This is a genomic window from Empedobacter falsenii (genome assembly GCF_013488205.1).
Lineage (GTDB): Bacteria > Bacteroidota > Bacteroidia > Flavobacteriales > Weeksellaceae > Empedobacter > Empedobacter falsenii_C.
Window position 1 is genome coordinate 2,399,206 of the sequence record NZ_CP040908.1, and the last position, 15,795, is coordinate 2,415,000.

Annotated in this window: 15 protein-coding genes and 1 riboswitch (1 of these 16 only partly in view); of the genes, 8 read left to right on the forward strand and 7 right to left on the reverse strand. The window is 31.6% G+C overall.

Going from position 1 to position 15,795, the window contains the following annotated elements; all coding sequences use genetic code 11:
* Nucleotides 1–43: 43 nt before the first annotated feature.
* Complete coding sequence (locus FH779_RS11130; RefSeq protein WP_180904741.1) at nucleotides 44–838, reverse strand: alpha/beta fold hydrolase; 795 nt, start codon at nucleotides 836–838, stop codon at nucleotides 44–46.
* A gap of 958 nt (nucleotides 839–1,796) precedes the next feature.
* A riboswitch (SAM-I-IV-variant riboswitch) is annotated at nucleotides 1,797–1,891 on the forward strand.
* Between the two features lie 98 nt (nucleotides 1,892–1,989).
* On the opposite strand from FH779_RS11130, the gene FH779_RS11135 reads away from it, so the two are divergent.
* From FH779_RS11135 to FH779_RS11155, 5 genes are all read left to right on the forward strand, one after another.
* Nucleotides 1,990–2,544 (forward strand): hypothetical protein, encoded by a 555-nt coding sequence (locus FH779_RS11135; RefSeq protein WP_180904742.1) that lies wholly within the window; start codon nucleotides 1,990–1,992, stop codon nucleotides 2,542–2,544.
* A gap of 48 nt (nucleotides 2,545–2,592) precedes the next feature.
* Nucleotides 2,593–3,015 (forward strand): PaaI family thioesterase, encoded by a 423-nt coding sequence (locus FH779_RS11140; protein WP_180904743.1) that lies wholly within the window; start codon nucleotides 2,593–2,595, stop codon nucleotides 3,013–3,015.
* Nucleotides 3,012–3,542 (forward strand): DUF4269 domain-containing protein, encoded by a 531-nt coding sequence (locus FH779_RS11145; RefSeq protein WP_180904744.1) that lies wholly within the window; start codon nucleotides 3,012–3,014, stop codon nucleotides 3,540–3,542. The genes FH779_RS11140 and FH779_RS11145 overlap by 4 nt, the downstream gene beginning before the upstream one ends.
* An 88-nt stretch (nucleotides 3,543–3,630) precedes the next feature.
* Entirely contained in the window at nucleotides 3,631–4,317 is a 687-nt protein-coding gene (locus FH779_RS11150; protein WP_180904745.1) for a VOC family protein, read from the forward strand.
* An 80-nt stretch (nucleotides 4,318–4,397) separates the two neighbouring features.
* The gene (locus FH779_RS11155) at nucleotides 4,398–5,312 is read left to right on the forward strand and encodes an AEC family transporter (protein WP_180904746.1); all 915 of its coding nucleotides are present in this window, start codon (nucleotides 4,398–4,400) and stop codon (nucleotides 5,310–5,312) included.
* A gap of 115 nt (nucleotides 5,313–5,427) precedes the next feature.
* Here FH779_RS11155 and FH779_RS11160 read toward each other — a convergent pair whose 3' ends face one another.
* Complete coding sequence (locus FH779_RS11160; protein WP_221414066.1) at nucleotides 5,428–6,174, reverse strand: dienelactone hydrolase family protein; 747 nt, start codon at nucleotides 6,172–6,174, stop codon at nucleotides 5,428–5,430.
* Nucleotides 6,175–6,254: 80 nt separating this feature from the next.
* On the opposite strand from FH779_RS11160, the gene FH779_RS11165 reads away from it, so the two are divergent.
* Nucleotides 6,255–6,671, forward strand: coding sequence for a putative signal transducing protein (locus FH779_RS11165; protein ID WP_115001183.1), 417 nt, complete (start codon nucleotides 6,255–6,257; stop codon nucleotides 6,669–6,671).
* A gap of 59 nt (nucleotides 6,672–6,730) precedes the next feature.
* On the opposite strand, the gene FH779_RS11170 is transcribed toward FH779_RS11165, so the two are convergent.
* The 3 genes from FH779_RS11170 to FH779_RS11180 form a co-directional block, all read right to left on the reverse strand.
* Nucleotides 6,731–7,729, reverse strand: a complete 999-nt coding sequence (locus tag FH779_RS11170) for a beta-ketoacyl-ACP synthase III (protein WP_115001184.1) — start codon at nucleotides 7,727–7,729, stop codon at nucleotides 6,731–6,733.
* A gap of 176 nt (nucleotides 7,730–7,905) precedes the next feature.
* The gene (locus tag FH779_RS11175; RefSeq protein ID WP_135836286.1) at nucleotides 7,906–8,799 is read right to left on the reverse strand and encodes a helix-turn-helix domain-containing protein; all 894 of its coding nucleotides are present in this window, start codon (nucleotides 8,797–8,799) and stop codon (nucleotides 7,906–7,908) included.
* A 101-nt stretch (nucleotides 8,800–8,900) separates the two neighbouring features.
* On the reverse strand, nucleotides 8,901–9,827 hold the full coding sequence (locus FH779_RS11180; RefSeq protein WP_180904747.1) for a 2-hydroxyacid dehydrogenase: 927 nt from the start codon (nucleotides 9,825–9,827) through the stop codon (nucleotides 8,901–8,903).
* 141 nt (nucleotides 9,828–9,968) lie between these two features.
* On the opposite strand from FH779_RS11180, the gene FH779_RS11185 reads away from it, so the two are divergent.
* The gene (locus tag FH779_RS11185; protein WP_180904748.1) at nucleotides 9,969–11,996 is read left to right on the forward strand and encodes a M3 family metallopeptidase; all 2,028 of its coding nucleotides are present in this window, start codon (nucleotides 9,969–9,971) and stop codon (nucleotides 11,994–11,996) included.
* Nucleotides 11,997–12,052: 56 nt separating this feature from the next.
* Here FH779_RS11185 and FH779_RS11190 read toward each other — a convergent pair whose 3' ends face one another.
* Both FH779_RS11190 and FH779_RS11195 read right to left on the reverse strand, forming a co-directional pair.
* Nucleotides 12,053–13,396 carry an ammonium transporter gene (locus FH779_RS11190; RefSeq protein WP_180904749.1) on the reverse strand — a complete coding sequence of 448 codons (1,344 nt, stop codon included), beginning with the start codon at nucleotides 13,394–13,396 and terminating at the stop codon, nucleotides 12,053–12,055.
* A 212-nt stretch (nucleotides 13,397–13,608) separates the two neighbouring features.
* Complete coding sequence (locus FH779_RS11195; RefSeq protein WP_180904750.1) at nucleotides 13,609–14,133, reverse strand: GNAT family N-acetyltransferase; 525 nt, start codon at nucleotides 14,131–14,133, stop codon at nucleotides 13,609–13,611.
* A 100-nt stretch (nucleotides 14,134–14,233) separates the two neighbouring features.
* Between FH779_RS11195 and FH779_RS11200 the strand changes: the two genes are divergently transcribed.
* Nucleotides 14,234–15,795 carry the 5' portion of a flippase-like domain-containing protein gene (locus FH779_RS11200; RefSeq protein WP_180904751.1) on the forward strand. The gene runs 1,021 nt beyond the window's last position, so the window shows 1,562 of its 2,583 coding nt (coding positions 1–1,562); its start codon is at nucleotides 14,234–14,236; the stop codon falls past the right edge of the window.

The window sequence follows — 15,795 nt, forward strand, 5'->3', positions numbered from 1 at the left end:
TTTTAAATTCCAAAAAAAAGCTCCTTCTCAGGAGCTTTTTGGATTATGCGACATTATTAATAAACTCTTTTTCGAGGATGCCATCTACTATTTTTTCAACCTCATCGATATTGGCTTTCAATAATTCGTTGTTTTCTATTTGTTCTATTTCATGAAACTGCACATGTTTGTTAAACTCTTGCAGTTTGGCGTAATAACGTTTCAATTCTGCTTTGTTGAACAAGTTTCCGTCCTTCACATAAATCACATGTATCTTCGATTTGATGTATTGCGAAACTTGCAATATATCGCCTCTATTGCGTGATATATCTATCGAATAAAAAATAGATTTCAGGTATTCGCTTTTGGCAGTTGGCTCTTTTACCAACCAATCTGTTGTCTTAGGACTTGCTGCTATCGGAATAATATTCAGCACCTTATTCGGAAACAAACAAGCCATTTCCCACGCTAATCCTCCACCTAAGTCTGCACCAATAATGGCAAAAATCTCGTCTACTTCCAATTCAAATAACGTCAACCAAAACAACACCGCTACATCGCGTGCTGTAATGTGATCGCGTGGAATATAGTCGTACTTTATGGTTTGGGAAACGCCATTTCCAGGAATATCTATACAGATTACCGTATACTCATTAAGATCAATTGCTTTGTTTTTCCCCATGACCCCATCCCAATGATAGGTACAATCTGAATCTCCGTGTAAGGAATGGTTAATCAAAATGACTGGAGCTGTTCCTAATGGAAGTCCAAAAAGTTGAAATGTTACCGAAACATTGTTTAAGATTGTGTTGTCCTCTAAGGGCCAAACTGGGATCGTTAATTGTTGTAAACTTTGCATTGTTTTTAATTTTATATTGGTAATTGTTGTTTTTGTTCAAAAAAAATCCCCATCGAAACTCGACGGGGAAACATAAAATATATTAAAAAATAAAATCTCTTTTTAGTATACATGACTTTCCCACGTCTGGATATTCCAAACCTGTTTGCGAATCGACATATATAAGCACGTAAACTTCATTTTTTAATTACTTTGTTATCCAAATGTATAAAATATTTTTCGGCAAACAATTAATTTTTTCTTAATTATTTGTAAAATTTTCTAAATCTCTATTTATAATAGCGAATTCGAAATATCTCTTGTTGAGAAAGCTTAGATTCTTCATTCCGCTAAAGCTCCATTCTGAATGACAATATGTAAAAAATATCTCCTTGAGGAGATTATAGAGGTGTTTTCTTAATGAGAAGCTGAAATAAATTCAACTTAACAATCTTTATTTTATTAGTTATAGCCTATTCTATAATTTGAATAAAAATTCGTCAATTCGAGTGATTTTTAGAAATGTAATGAATAAAAATTGTATCGAGAATAGAATTTTATCTTTTAAAACCTTATTCTCGATACAAAATTCTAAAAGAATTTCACTCGAATTGACGGTTTATATTGATAAAATTATCAGAATACATAACGGGTTCGTTACATTCTTTTTTATACAGAAGTATAAAAGTCTTGTCACCCTAAACTCATTTTAGGGTCACATCTAATTCAGAACATAAAAATTACAACCACATAGAGACATAGGTTTAACAATGTTGATGAATAGAGATAAATTGAAAAATGAATAAGTGAACTAGTATTACTATATATCTATATGGTAGAATATAAAAAAACAAATCAAGTAATTATTCAAAACTTTCTTCTCGAAACAAAATCCTATTTAGAATATTATTCTAAATAATCTTTTTAAAATAAAATTATTAGAATAGATTACTAGATATTCAATTTTTTATGTAGTTTTACACAGTATTTCGAATCGTAGAAAACGATACCAACCGAGAGGAGTCTCCACGGTGGTAAAACAATACGGGAGTTCATCCAAAAACAACGAAAAATCCCCTATTATCGAAATACAATAATTGTTTTATTTTAACTATTTATTGTATGTCACAAAACATTTCTGAGCTTAATTTAGCTCCTATATCAGATGAAAATTGGTCGATTTTATCAACCAACAATTACCTATTACAGTTCCTGCGCTAAAAGATCATATTGTCGAAGAATTCAAGAGAAGAGGTTTGGATTATCGTCATCTATACAATGTAAAAACAGATGAATTGAATATCAAACTTCCGCTTAGTTTGATTGATGGTTGCTTGTTCGAGCGTAATATTCCCAAACCGCCTTTGGTAGGTAATTTCTACGCTGTTGTACATAGATTGAGAAATTTTTTGCAACATAGCAAAGAATTGAACGGAAAACGTCTTAAAACGTTTCATTATATCTTCGATCAACTTTATTTACCTTATGAATTGATTGATATTATTTCGGAAGATGATGTCAAAAATCTAACTGAAGATGATGTATTTATTACCTTCAAAAACTCGAAACAACATTTCCCGAACGATAAGATTATCAATAAAATTCCGAAAAATAATTTATTGATTACCGTCGACAAAGGGAATTATTACCGCGGTTTGGATAAAGTAATTTTGTCGCATCAAAATACAATTATCAGAGAAGAAAACTTGAATAACGTAACTGCATAACTGAAATTGCTTTCGACAAATCTCTATATTTGTTGAAAGCAATTTTATATGACGTCAGAAAAAAGAGAATTAGTAGAAGCAAGTTTTAATCGTTCGGAAACCTTAAAATTTTATAACGCATCACTTATCGAATGCGAAACAGACTATGTTTCGATTAAGATTCCGAAACAAGAAATGATGACACGTAAACACGGAATGTTTAATGGTGCTATGATTGCTTCTTTGGTTGATGTTTCATCTGGTTATGCTGCTGTTTCTCACTATGACGACGATTGTTATGTGGTAACAGTTGAGTTAAAAGTGAATTATTTACGACCTGCTTTGGGTGATTATTTACTATCAAAAGCCTATGTGATAAAAGGCGGAAAAAAGATAAGCACCATACGCACAGAGATTTTTGTGGTTAACGAAACAACGAACAAAGAAACGCATGCTGCTACTTCTTTGGTAACTATGATGAGAATAAAATGATGCAAAATTTTCTTACCATTGATTATTTAGAACACGGAAATGAAATACAACACAATGTGTTTCATTTGTTGCGCAATCATCAAATTTTAGAAAAACTTGACACATACAAACCTATTGTAGTAGGTACAATTCCGATTGAAATCAATATTGAAAATAGTGACATTGATATTATTGGTGAAACATCTAATTTTGAAAAGGCCACAAATCATTTAACAGAGAATTTTTCTCATTATATTGAATTCAAAATAGATCAATTAATAAACAATAACGAAACTTGTTTGACGTGTAATTTTAGAATTGATACGTTTGAAATTGAGATTTATTTAGAGAATAAGATTCCAACCGAACAAAATGCCTATCGACATATGCTCATTGAGGCGAAACTACTTGAAAAATTTGACGAGTCATTCAAAAACAAAATCATCGAACTTAAAAAGAATGGTTACAAAACTGAACCTGCTTTTGCAAAAGTTCTTGAGTTAAAAGGTAATCCATATCTCGCCTTATTGGAGTATGAAGTAGATTAAACAGTTTTCTTATAACGCGATTAATTAAATCAATTCAACTTGTTACTTTCTTCTTTTTTGTTGATTTACTTTTATAAAAAATAACAAAATGAAAATAAGAGAATTACAATTATATACAAACGAGTTAGAAAAAACGAAATCATTTTATACGACTATTTTAGCTTTTGAGTTAATTGAAGAAAACGAAAATCAGTTTAGTTTACAAGTTGGTTGGACAAGATTAACTTTTATAAAATCGAACGAAGAACATATTTATCATTTCAGTTTTTTAGTTTGTAAAAATCAATTCGAAAAGGCATTTAATTGGATACAAAATAAAACTAAAATCCTAAACACCGATGCTGATCAACATATTGCAAACTTCGAAAATTGGAATGCACAATCTTTTTATTTCTATGATGGAGCTAGAAATCTTGCTGAGATGATTACACATTATAATTTAGCTTATGAGAACGATGTAGAATTTGATCAACATTCTATTTTAGGAATTTCTGAAATTGGTTTACCTACAACTGATATTGAAGCTACCAATCTGGTATTAGAAGAGAAAACAACATCTAAATTCTGGAAAGGAGATTTTGAAACTTTTGGTACTAATGGTTCAGATGAAGGGAAAATATTATTACCAAATTACTTTATTAAAACAACTTGGTTTCCTACAACTGATACAATAACTCCTACTCCATTTACAGCTATTTTGGAAAATGAAAATCATTATTCAAAAGTAATTTTCAATAATAATAAATTAAATATATCTAATCTTGCCATTTTATAAAAAATAAGCATTGAATAAAAAGTGATATCTTAAGGGTAAAAAAAAATGGGATTGTAACTTTGCATTCCAAATATCTAAAAATGGTAAACTTTATATTAATCGCAGTCTGTATAATCGCCGGAATGGTGTTTAAAGCAACAAAATCTATACATCCTGATGCTCATAAAGGGATCAATACATGGATTTTATATTTGGCTTTACCAGCAGTCTCGTTTAAGTATTTACAAAAAGTAGAATGGTCGCAAGAGATGCTATTTCCTATCTTTTCGACTGTCATTATAGCCGTTGGAAGTTTGTTTTATATGAAATTCTACAGCAAAGCAAAAGGGTATTCGGAGCGTTCGAGAAGAACATTAGAATTGGCAAGCGGCTATAGCAATACATCTTTTATTGGTTTCCCTTTGATCTCAGCATTTTATGGAGAAAAGTATTTGAGTATTGCTATTATTTGTGATCAAACCATGTTTTTATGCTTGTCAACCATCGGAATAGTTTCTGCGTTAAAAGGCGGAAGTAATGGATCTGGAGCAATAGATTCTAAATTTATCTTGAAACGATTATTTACTTTCCCACCATTTTTGGGTTGTATTAGTGCATTGATTTTATCTCAATTTATCGACTTATCTCCTGCCGAACCATTCTTCGACAAATTAGCTGCAACCGTAGGTCCATTGGCTTTATTTTCGGTTGGATTGCAATTAAAGTTTAATGGTTGGAGAAAATTATGGTCACAAATTTCGATGTCTATGGTTTACAAATTAATGATTGCGCCTGCAGTTGTAATGCTTTTAGCCATCGTAATTGGAATAAAAGGTGATGTGGCTAAAATCTCTATTTTTGAAGCTGCAATGCCTACATTAGTGACATCGAGTATTATTGCGGAACAATTTAAACTCAACACCAAACTAACCAATTTGACTATTGGTATCAGTATTATTGTAGGCTTTTTTACAGCTGCTTTTTGGTATGAAATGATACAATTGTTTATTCAGTAGATTTACATATTACAGTTTTTATTAAAATTGTATCGAGAATTAAGATAAATTTTATCTTCTAAAACCTTATTCTCGATACAAAACTCTAAAAAGAATCTCACTCGAATTGACGGTTTTATTTCAATACTTCTTCTAAAAACAATAATGTATGTTTCCAAGCTCTATCTGCCATTAATTTATTGTAATCAGGTGATTCTGGATTGGTAAACGTGTGTTTTGAATTTGCGTAAGTAATCATTTGCCAATCTGTTTTTCCTTCGTTCATTTCAATTACTAAATTCGAAATATCTTCGGGTTTTACAGATTCATCTTCAGCAGGATGTTCAATCAAAACTTTTGTTTTAAGAGGAATATTTTTTCGAGCCAAATCTTTTGCTAATCCACCATGAATAGAAACAACGCCAACAACAGCTAATTGTGCACGAGCAGCTTCTAATGCGCCTGTTCCTCCAAAACAATAACCAATTACAGCAATTTTACTTGGATCTGCACCAGCTTTGATTAACTCTTTCAACGCCAAATCAATTCGTTTTTGATAAGCTGCATAATCAGACTTGTATTTTCCTGCTATTTTGGCCGCTTCCGCATTATCTTTCGGATTGTTTCCTTCTCCATAAATATCTGCAACAAACGCAATATAGCCTTCTTTTGCTAAATCTATTGCAGCTTGTTTTGCTTCGTTATCAGCTCCTTTCCAAGCCGGTAAAATCAAAACTCCTGGACTTTTCTTTGTTGTGTTATCAGTTACTAAACCGTTCAATTTTTGCGAACCATCTTTATAAGCAACTTGTTTTAGGTTTTGCGCATGTGTCGTATTCATCATCAATACAATTAAAAATAAACATTGAATTACATTTTTCATCTACTAAAAAATTTAAGACATTAAGATAAAAAGAACTAATTTTATATCGGATATTGAATTGAATATTTAACACAATTAGCATGGAACTTATTACATTAAAAACATTTGAAAGCCCTATTGAAGCACATATTTTACGTTCGAAATTAGAAAGTGAACAAATTGATGCTTTTGTTTTTGATGAACATTCGGTTGGGATGAATCAGTTTTTATCGAATGCAATTGGTGGTGTGAAAGTAAAAATTAAGAAAGAAGATACTGATCGTGCCATGAAAGTTTTAGAAGAAATTGATGCTTCAAATTACACCAATGATTTGGATGAAATTCTTGTTTGTCCAAAATGTGGAAGCAATGAGTATTACAGCAATTACAAGTCAATGAAAGGTGGAAAAGGCTTACTTTCTTTATTATCTTCTATCATATTTTGGGTCTACCCTATTTACTACAAAAACGTGTTCAAATGTAAGAAGTGTGGTGAAGAATTTAATGGTTTACAATAAAAAAAAGAACGACAAGAAATTGCCGTTCTTTATGAACAAAAATATATGATTTTTATTGATTAAATTGTCCAACGCAATAAGCTTGCACCCCAAGAGAAACCTGCGCCAAAGGCTGTCAACATCAATAAATCTCCTTTCTTTAATTTTGATGTATTTTCCCAAATACATAACGGAATCGTCGCTGCAATTGTGTTTCCGTAATTCTCAATATTGATTAAAGTTTTACCTTCTTCAATATTAATTTCATTACCAACAGCGTCAATAATTCGTTTATTTGCTTGATGCGGAACCAACCAATTTACATCTTCTACAGAAAAATCGTTGCGTTTCAAAACATTGACACACGTATCACTCATCGATTGAATTGCATTTTTGAATACAATTTTCCCATCTTGTCTAATGTAACGTTTTTCATCAACCAACAACTGTGAACTCGCTGGATACAGAGAACCACCTCCTTCTATATTCAAGAATTCTTTTCCTGTTCCGTTACTCTGTAACAAAGCGTCTAAAATTCCTTCTTCGTTTGTAGGCTCTAACCAAACTACTCCAGCTCCATCTCCAAACAAAATATTTGTCGAACGATCTTTGATGTCTACATACGCGCTGATTTTATCAGCACCAATTACCAAAACATTTTTGTAACGTCTGCTTTCAATCAACGAAGCGCCCATGTCCAACGCGTACAAAAATCCAGAACAAGCTGCATTCATATCAAATGCCCAAACATTCTCTATTCCTAACTTTTCGCATACAATATTCGCTGTAGCAGGCATCAACATATCTGGTGTAGAAGTCGCAACAATCAACGCATCAACATCTTTGATGTCTTTTTTGTATGTATCAATTAAATTCTGAATTGCACTAACCGCCATATCAGAAGTCGCTAAACCTTCCTCTAAAATACGACGTTCTTTAATTCCCGTTCTTTTTACAATCCATTCATCAGAAGTGTCTGTAATCTTTTCTAAATCGGAATTAGTTCGTTTATTCTCTGGCACATAACCACCGATTGCTGAAATATGTGCAAATATTTTTTTTGTAAAATCTACCACCATAAAATTCTTTTCATTCAAATTTCATGTATCGATTATCTACTAAAAGACGCATCAATTAAAATTTGAGCAACAAAGGTCTATCCAATTTAACAAATTAGTTAGCGAAATAAACGTAATAATATGTCAAAAAGACGTTTTTAGAAAGTTTTCACATTTGCATTGATTTACATCAATTATTAGTTAGAAGCGATGAAAGTTGTTGGTGAAACACCTGCATAATTTTTGAAAAATTTACTAAAAACTGAGGTGTCTATAAAATTTAATTCTGTCACAACATCAGAAACACTATATTTTGGGTTCTTTAGCAAGACCTTTGCTTCTAAGACAATGGCTTCGGCAATGATTTGTTTAGGCGATTTATTAAAGACTTCAACGATAATTTTGGTTAAATGCTTACGACTAATAAACATTTCATCTGCATAAAACTGTACATTACGCTGACGACGAAAATGAGTTGAAACTAAATACAAAAACTGTTTAGCTAATTCCTCCTTTCTGACTTCTTTCGTAGTACTTTTTGCCATTACAGCTTGGTTGTAGTAATTTCCCATCTCGTACATCAAGACCGAAAAATGATGTAAAACCAAATCTTTTGCAAAAATATTTTCGTTCTTGATGGTGTATTTACTAATCTTGTTCAAATTGTAACGCATATCACGTACAATCTTTTTATCTAAAGAAATGATTTTAGGATATTTAGACGACAAAAACTCTACTAAATTATTGGATTTCACGTGAAAACCAGCTTCAATAATCAAATCTGAATCAATGAAGATTGCTTGAACAGCAAAATCAACCGAGTGTTCTATAATCTCGAACAACTGACCTGGAAGAACCACAATAATATCATCACGCTTAATTAACGTTGGTTCTAAATTTACTGTGATTTCACATGTTCCTGCAGTAATTAAAATCAACCCAAGCGACGTAAACTTATAAGGTTTTCGTTTTACAAAATAATAATTGTTTTCAGGACCTACGTCAAAGATTGCTAACCGACGATCAGTTGCTTCTTCTTTGTAAGTTCTTAAAATATTATCAATTGAATAAAGTTGAATATAATCACTCATTTTTAGCTTTTATTTTTTCGAATACAATGTTAAAAGATTTTTTTGACAAGTAAAAACGTAAATGCGTCTTTTTAACAAAATCTTACGTCATTTTGGTATATCTAATATCCCCTTTCTAATGAAACTTCATTCAATAAAGTCTCGTTATTTTTCATTCTGTTGTAGTTATCTGCAACTTGTTTTAGAGCTGTTGTTGCATTTGTAACACTCGCAATATGAGGTGTTACATAAACATTTTCATTCGACCAAAAGGGGTGATTTTCAGGTAAAGGTTCCTCTATAAAAACATCTAAATACGCCTCTTTTATTTGTTTTTCTTCTATTGCAATTAATAAATCCTTTTCGTCCAAATGTGCTCCACGACCAACATTAACCAAAACTGTATGAGCTGAACATTCTTTAAAAAAGTCTTTATTCAAAATACCTTCTGTATCACCTGTCAAAGGCAAAATATTGACAATAAAATTAGTTTTAGAAATTGCAACATTCAAGCCTTCTTTTCCAGCAAAAGATTCTACTCCATTTATATTTTTAGGCGAATTCGACCAACCTTTGACTTGAAAACCTAAAGCAACAAATTGCTCTGCTACTAACTTTCCGATTTCACCTAATCCTAAAATTGTAATTGTTGTTTCCTTGATATTTTGATAAGTAGTAGGTTTCCATTCTTTACGAACTTGATCTTTATAATACGTCAACAAATTTTTCATTGAAGTCATAACACAAGCCAAAACATGTTCAAACATTTCTTGTTTCAAAGCAGGATCAACAATACGTGACACCTTTATTGAATCTGGAATTTTGGTATGCAACAAATGGTCAATTCCTGCTCCAACAGATTGTACAACTTTTAGATTTGGAAATTCAGCCACATAATTTCTGTGCGGTTTCCAAGTTGCAATAAATTCTACATCATCTGAATTTGAGATATTTGGATAAACTTCAACTTTCGTATCTGGCAACAATTCTTGTAAATTTCTTTGCCATTCTTCTGTTGGTTTTTGATTGAATATTAAGGCTACACTCATAATTGTTTACTTTTAAAACAAATGTAAATAACTCTAAATTAATCACACATTAAATTTGACGATTTGTCAGATTTCTTACATTTGGATTAGAATTTGAAAGAGTTCAAACAAATATATTTTAACTAAAAAAATACACTATAAATGGCAAATCCGTTATTAGAAAAATTTGAAACACCTTTTGAAAGTGCTCCTTTTTCTAAAATCAAAAATGAAGATTACAAACCTGCTTTTATCCAAGCAATTGAAGAAGCGAAAGCAGAAATAGATGCAATTACTGCGAATCCTGAAGCGCCAACTTTTGCAAATACAATTGAAGCAATGGAACTTTCTGGTGAAAAATTAGGACGAATTTCTTCTATTTTCTTCAACCTTAATTCGGCTGAAACGAATGATGAAATTCAAGAAATTGCGCAAGAAGTTTCGCCTTTATTATCTGAATTTGGAAATGATGTTCGCTTAAATCAAGATTTATTTGAACGAATTAAAGTCGTTTATAATCAAAAGGATTCGTTGAATTTAACCGATGAACAAGCTTATTTATTAGAAAAAAAATACAAAGGTTTTTCGAGAAATGGTGCAAATCTAAACGAAGAAGACAAAAATAAATTACGCGAAATTGACAAACAACTTTCGATGTTATCGTTGCAATTTGGTCAAAATGTATTGGCAGAAACTAATGCATACGAATTGATTATTACAGATGAAAATGATTTGAAAGGTTTACCTCAATATGCAATTGATCAAGCAAAAGCCGATGCTGAACAAAAAAATCACGAAGGTTGGTTGATTACGTTGCAAGCACCAAGCTATATTCCGTTTATGCAATACGCAGAAAATCGTGAATTAAGAGAGAAATTGTTTAGAGCAAATGGTGTAAAAGCTTATCAAAATAATGAATTTAACAACGAAGAAAATGTCAAAAACATTGTAAAACTTCGTCACGAACGTGCTAAAATATTAGGTTATAAAACGCATGCTGATTATGTTTTGGAAGAACGTATGGCAAAAACACCTACGACAGTTTTAGATTTCTTGAATGATTTATTAACGAAAGCAAAACCGTTTGCAGAAAAAGAAATTAAGGAATTAACTGCATTTGCAAAAGAAACTGATGGGATTGAAACATTGCAACGTTGGGATCATGCATATTATGCTGAAAAATTAAAACAGAAAAAATTCAGTCTTTCTGACGAAGAATTGAAACCTTATTTTCAGTTAGAAAATGTGATTGAAGGAGCTTTTGATGTAGCAACAAAATTATATGGAATTACGTTTAAAGAAATTCACAACATAGATAAATACAACGATGAAGTAACAACTTATGAAGTTCTAGATAAAAATGGAGCGTTCTTAAGTTTATTGTATGCAGACTTTTTCCCGCGAGCAGGAAAACGCCCTGGTGCTTGGATGACAAGTTATAGAGAAGCTTCTAATGTGAATGGAAATACCAAACGTCCGCACGTTTCGATTGTTTGTAATTTTACAAAACCAACGAAAGACACGCCATCTTTATTGACATTTCAGGAAGTAACAACATTGTTCCACGAATTTGGACATGCGCTACACGGAATGTTACCAAATACAACGTACGAAAGTCTTTCTGGAACAAATGTTTATTGGGATTTTGTTGAATTACCCTCTCAATTTTACGAAAACTTCTGTTACGAACCAGAAGCTTTAAAATTATTTGCAAAACATTATCAAACAGGAGAAATTATTCCGCAAGAATTAATTGAAAAAGTAAAAGCTTCTTCAAGTTTTATGGAAGGTTATCAAACTGTTCGTCAATTGAGTTTTGGATTATTGGATATGGCATATCATGCGAATGATTTGGCTGAAATTAATGATTTACAACAATTTGAAAAAGAAACGTTCAAACAAACAGAGTTGTATCCAGAAATTGATAAAAATATGATGAGTACTTCATTCTCACATATTTTTCAAGGTGGATATTCATCTGGTTATTATTCATATAAATGGGCCGAAGTTTTGGATGCAGATGCCTTTGCATTTTTCCAAGAAACTGGAATTTTCAATCCAGCAACAGCTCAAAAATTCTATAAACTTTTATCATCTGGTGGAACAGTAGAACCGATGAAACTGTACGAAGAGTTTAGAGGTCATAAACCAACAGCAGATGCTTTATTAAAGCGTGCTGGATTAATATAAACTGAAAATCCGACTACTTAAAAGTAGTCGGATTTTTTTATAATACTATTGTTTAATTAATGCAAACTTTCCTCGTGTTGCGACAAATCTAACCCTTCGAACTCCGCTCTATCACTCACGCGCAAGTGAATCATTTTATCTGTAATATAAAATAAAGCAATCGCACCGAAAAAAGTAAATAACGAAACGAGCAACAAAGCAATCATATGATGTGCAAACACGTGTACCCCGCCATGTAACAAACTCGCATTTTCTCCATGTGCAAAAATAGCTGTCAAAATCATTCCCATGATTCCCCCGACTCCATGACATGCAAAAACATCTAGAGTATCGTCAACTCTTTTTAATACTTTCCAATGAACCATTACATTTGAAACCATAGCAGTTATAAAGCCAAAAAATATACTTTCAGGAATTGTAACAAACCCACAAGCTGGAGTGATTGCTACTAATCCAACTACAGCCCCTATACACGCTCCCATAGCAGAAACGCTACGACCATTAATTCTATCAAAAAGTATCCATGTCATCATTCCAGAAGCAGAAGCAATTGTTGTTGTTCCGAAAGCTAAAGCTGCTGTGGCATTTGCTCCCAAAGCTGAACCAGCATTGAAACCAAACCATCCGAACCATAACATTCCTGTTCCAAGCATAACAAATGGAATATTTGCAGGTTTGTGTTCTCTGTTTTTACGTTTACCTATCACCAAAGCTCCTGCCAATGCTGCAAATCCTGCACTCATATGAACAACAGTTCCTCCAGCAAAATCTTTAACTCCAAAATATTTATTCAATAAACCTTCTGGATGCCAAACCATATGACAAAGCGGTGTGTAAATGATTAAGCTAAATAAAATCATAAACAATAAATACGAAATAAAACGTACTCTTTCGGCAAAAGAACCAGTTACAAGCGCTGGTGTAATGACTGCAAATTTCATTTGAAACAATACAAATAGAACAAATGGAATTGTAGATGCCATGTCTTTGTGTGGAAATGCTCCGACATGATTAAAAAATGGATAACTTAATGGATTACCAATAATTCCGTAATGTTCTCCATTTATTGTAAAACCAATTGATTCACCAAAAGACAGTGAAAACCCAACTACAACCCACAAAATCGAAATCACACCTAAGGCAATAAAACTTTGTAACATGGTAGAAATAACATTTCGTTTACCTACCATTCCACCATAAAAAAATGATAAACCTGGCGTCATCAATAACACCAATCCTGCAGCTGCTAAAATCCAGGCGACATCTGAATTTACAATATTTTCTTCGCTAAGGAATTCTCCTGTATTTGGAATATCTACAACTGGTTTCCAAAATAATCCAGCGAATGCAACTAGTGTTATAATTGCAAAAGCTACTTTCCATTTTAATCCAACTTTCATAAGTTTTTAATTTTAACCCTATCAAAATTAGATTATTTTTAAATAAAATCATCTATTTTCAATTACACCCTATAAAAATTAGGTGTTAAAATATTAATTTTACATTTTAAACATAATTACCCTATGTAAATTCATAAAAAAAGATTCCAAAAAAGGAATCTTTTTATCAATTTGATTATTTAGTTTTTATAAATTCTATCTGAAATCTTTAATCATGTTAAATCCTGAATAATCTTCTGAAAAGCTTTTCTTGGACTTCCATCAAAATAAACTTCGCCACAATAGTGATAACCTAACTTTTCAAAAACACGCAACATTCCAATATTATCAAAGTTGGTATCAACTTTTATATTCTGTATTTTCTTTGTAATTGCTATTTTTTCAATCTCATCCATCGTCCAAGTTCCTAAACCTTTCATCTTAATATCTTGCGCAACAGCCAATCGATGAATCACAATATATGGATCATCATTCAACCATTTTCCTTCAATTGCTGTATAAGCAGGTTCTATTTCATCAATAATTGCGACGTAACCAATGATTAGATTATCATCATTTTCAATTACATAACCAAAACCATTTGAGATATCATTTTTCACAACATCTAGATTTGGATAACCATTTTGCCATTGATCACTTCCTTCCTTCTTTCTTTTCTGAATCGCTTGTTGCAAAATTTCCCAAATTCTATCTGCATCATTCAAAATAGCTTGACGTAAATTTAATCCAGTCTCCATATCTTATTTTTATTTTCAATATAAGAGATTTTTAAGCAAATCATAAGTTTTGATATTTAATTTTTTAATAAATTGAAGTAATAAAACTAACTATCCCAACATGAGATTTCCAAAATCTATAAAATATGTAAAAATACCTTGGCAACAAGTTTTAGCAATACTTATTTTATTACTCGCATTTGTATTTTTTAGAAGCGAACGCAAAGAAATGATGCAAATTATTCCGAGTATCCAAAGCGCAAAACCTATTTGGCTGTTGATCGGTTTCGGAATTACGCTTCTCTATATTTCGCTACAAGCTGCAATGTATATCACAAGTTTCAAAGCAGTTGGTTTACCTCTTAAATTTTGGGACGCTGTCAATTTATTTCTCAAACGAAATTTTATCAGTGTTTTTTTACCAGCGGGCGGAATTAGTTCTTTGGCTTATTTACCCAAACAAATCAAAAAACAACAATTTGAAACAAATAAAATCATTCAAGCAAGTTCTATTTATGGTTTTATTGGATTATTAACGGTTTTCATCATTGGCGTTCCCATCATTATTTATAGTATTTACGTCAACAAATACTTTAATGACTCATGGATATCATTAGTTATTTTGGGCATAATTTTAATTTTGGTTTATTTCATTTATAACTCATTCAAAACCAAAAATAAATTCTATCAAATTATAGAGAATAAATTTCCAAAGATTACAGAAGAAATCAATCCAATTTTTGAAGCTTCTTTTGACAGAAAAAATATTAATCTCACGATTCTAATTTCGACAATCATCGAAATTACTGGGATTTTACATGTCTACATCGCAATGTTAGCGTTAGGCATTCAACCCACTTTTGATGCGGCGGCTTTGGCATATACGATTTCTGTTTTATTGATGATTATTTCGCCATTTTTGAGAGGTTTGGGCGCTGTAGAATTTACGATGGTGTATATTTTAACAAAATTTGGTTATTCTCACAATCAAGGTTTAGCTACAACTTTATTGTATCGCGTTTTCGAATTTTGGCTGCCTTTAGGTTTTGGATGTTTGAGTTTTATGTGGCGTGGAAGAAAACTATTTGCGCGAATTTTTCCTGCTGTTATGATTTTTACATTAGGAATGATTAATATAATTTCAGTCATCACTCCTCCTCTTGCAGAACGTTTGCATTTCGAAAAATTATATTTACCAACCGAATTCATGCATCTTTCAAAATTGATGATTCTATTTGTTGGAATTGCTTTATTGATTACATCATCTTATCTCATCAAAGGATTAAAATCTGCATGGGTTTTTGCTTTAATATTTGCTATACTTTCCCTTTTCGGAAATATTTTCAAAGCATTGGATTACGAAGAAGCTGGATTCGCATTTTTGACCATCGTACTATTAATTTACAGCAGGAATCAATACCCATTGAAAACAAATTTGAAACGATTAAGACAAGGATTCTCGATTTTCTTATTAGCATTTTTTGCGATTTTTATTTTCAATTTTTTAAGTTTTTATTTCATTGATAAACGACATTTTGGAGTAGATTTCTCTTGGAATCAAGCTTTTTATTATACATTTCAAAACTTCTTATTATTCAGTGAAAACAATTTAGTTCCGAGAACAACCTTTGCCAAAGATTTCAAAGACATCAATATCTTTTTTGGATTTAGTTCTTGGACATT

Bases quoted from the DNA above. Each gene is read 5' to 3' on its own strand.
- FH779_RS11160 (WP_221414066.1), bottom strand. From the start codon at position 6,174: ATGAAAAATGTAATTCAATGTTTATTTTTAATTGTATTGATGATGAAT.
- FH779_RS11165 (WP_115001183.1), top strand. From the start codon at position 6,255: ATGGAACTTATTACATTAAAAACATTTGAAAGCCCTATTGAAGCACAT.
- FH779_RS11155 (WP_180904746.1), top strand. From the start codon at position 4,398: ATGGTAAACTTTATATTAATCGCAGTCTGTATAATCGCCGGAATGGTG.
- FH779_RS11130 (WP_180904741.1), bottom strand. From the start codon at position 838: ATGCAAAGTTTACAACAATTAACGATCCCAGTTTGGCCCTTAGAGGAC.
- FH779_RS11145 (WP_180904744.1), top strand. From the start codon at position 3,012: ATGATGCAAAATTTTCTTACCATTGATTATTTAGAACACGGAAATGAA.
- FH779_RS11195 (WP_180904750.1), bottom strand. From the start codon at position 14,133: ATGGAGACTGGATTAAATTTACGTCAAGCTATTTTGAATGATGCAGAT.
- FH779_RS11150 (WP_180904745.1), top strand. From the start codon at position 3,631: ATGAAAATAAGAGAATTACAATTATATACAAACGAGTTAGAAAAAACG.
- FH779_RS11175 (WP_135836286.1), bottom strand. From the start codon at position 8,799: ATGAGTGATTATATTCAACTTTATTCAATTGATAATATTTTAAGAACT.
- FH779_RS11180 (WP_180904747.1), bottom strand. From the start codon at position 9,827: ATGAGTGTAGCCTTAATATTCAATCAAAAACCAACAGAAGAATGGCAA.
- FH779_RS11140 (WP_180904743.1), top strand. From the start codon at position 2,593: ATGACGTCAGAAAAAAGAGAATTAGTAGAAGCAAGTTTTAATCGTTCG.
- FH779_RS11190 (WP_180904749.1), bottom strand. From the start codon at position 13,396: ATGAAAGTTGGATTAAAATGGAAAGTAGCTTTTGCAATTATAACACTA.
- FH779_RS11185 (WP_180904748.1), top strand. From the start codon at position 9,969: ATGGCAAATCCGTTATTAGAAAAATTTGAAACACCTTTTGAAAGTGCT.
- FH779_RS11170 (WP_115001184.1), bottom strand. From the start codon at position 7,729: ATGGTGGTAGATTTTACAAAAAAAATATTTGCACATATTTCAGCAATC.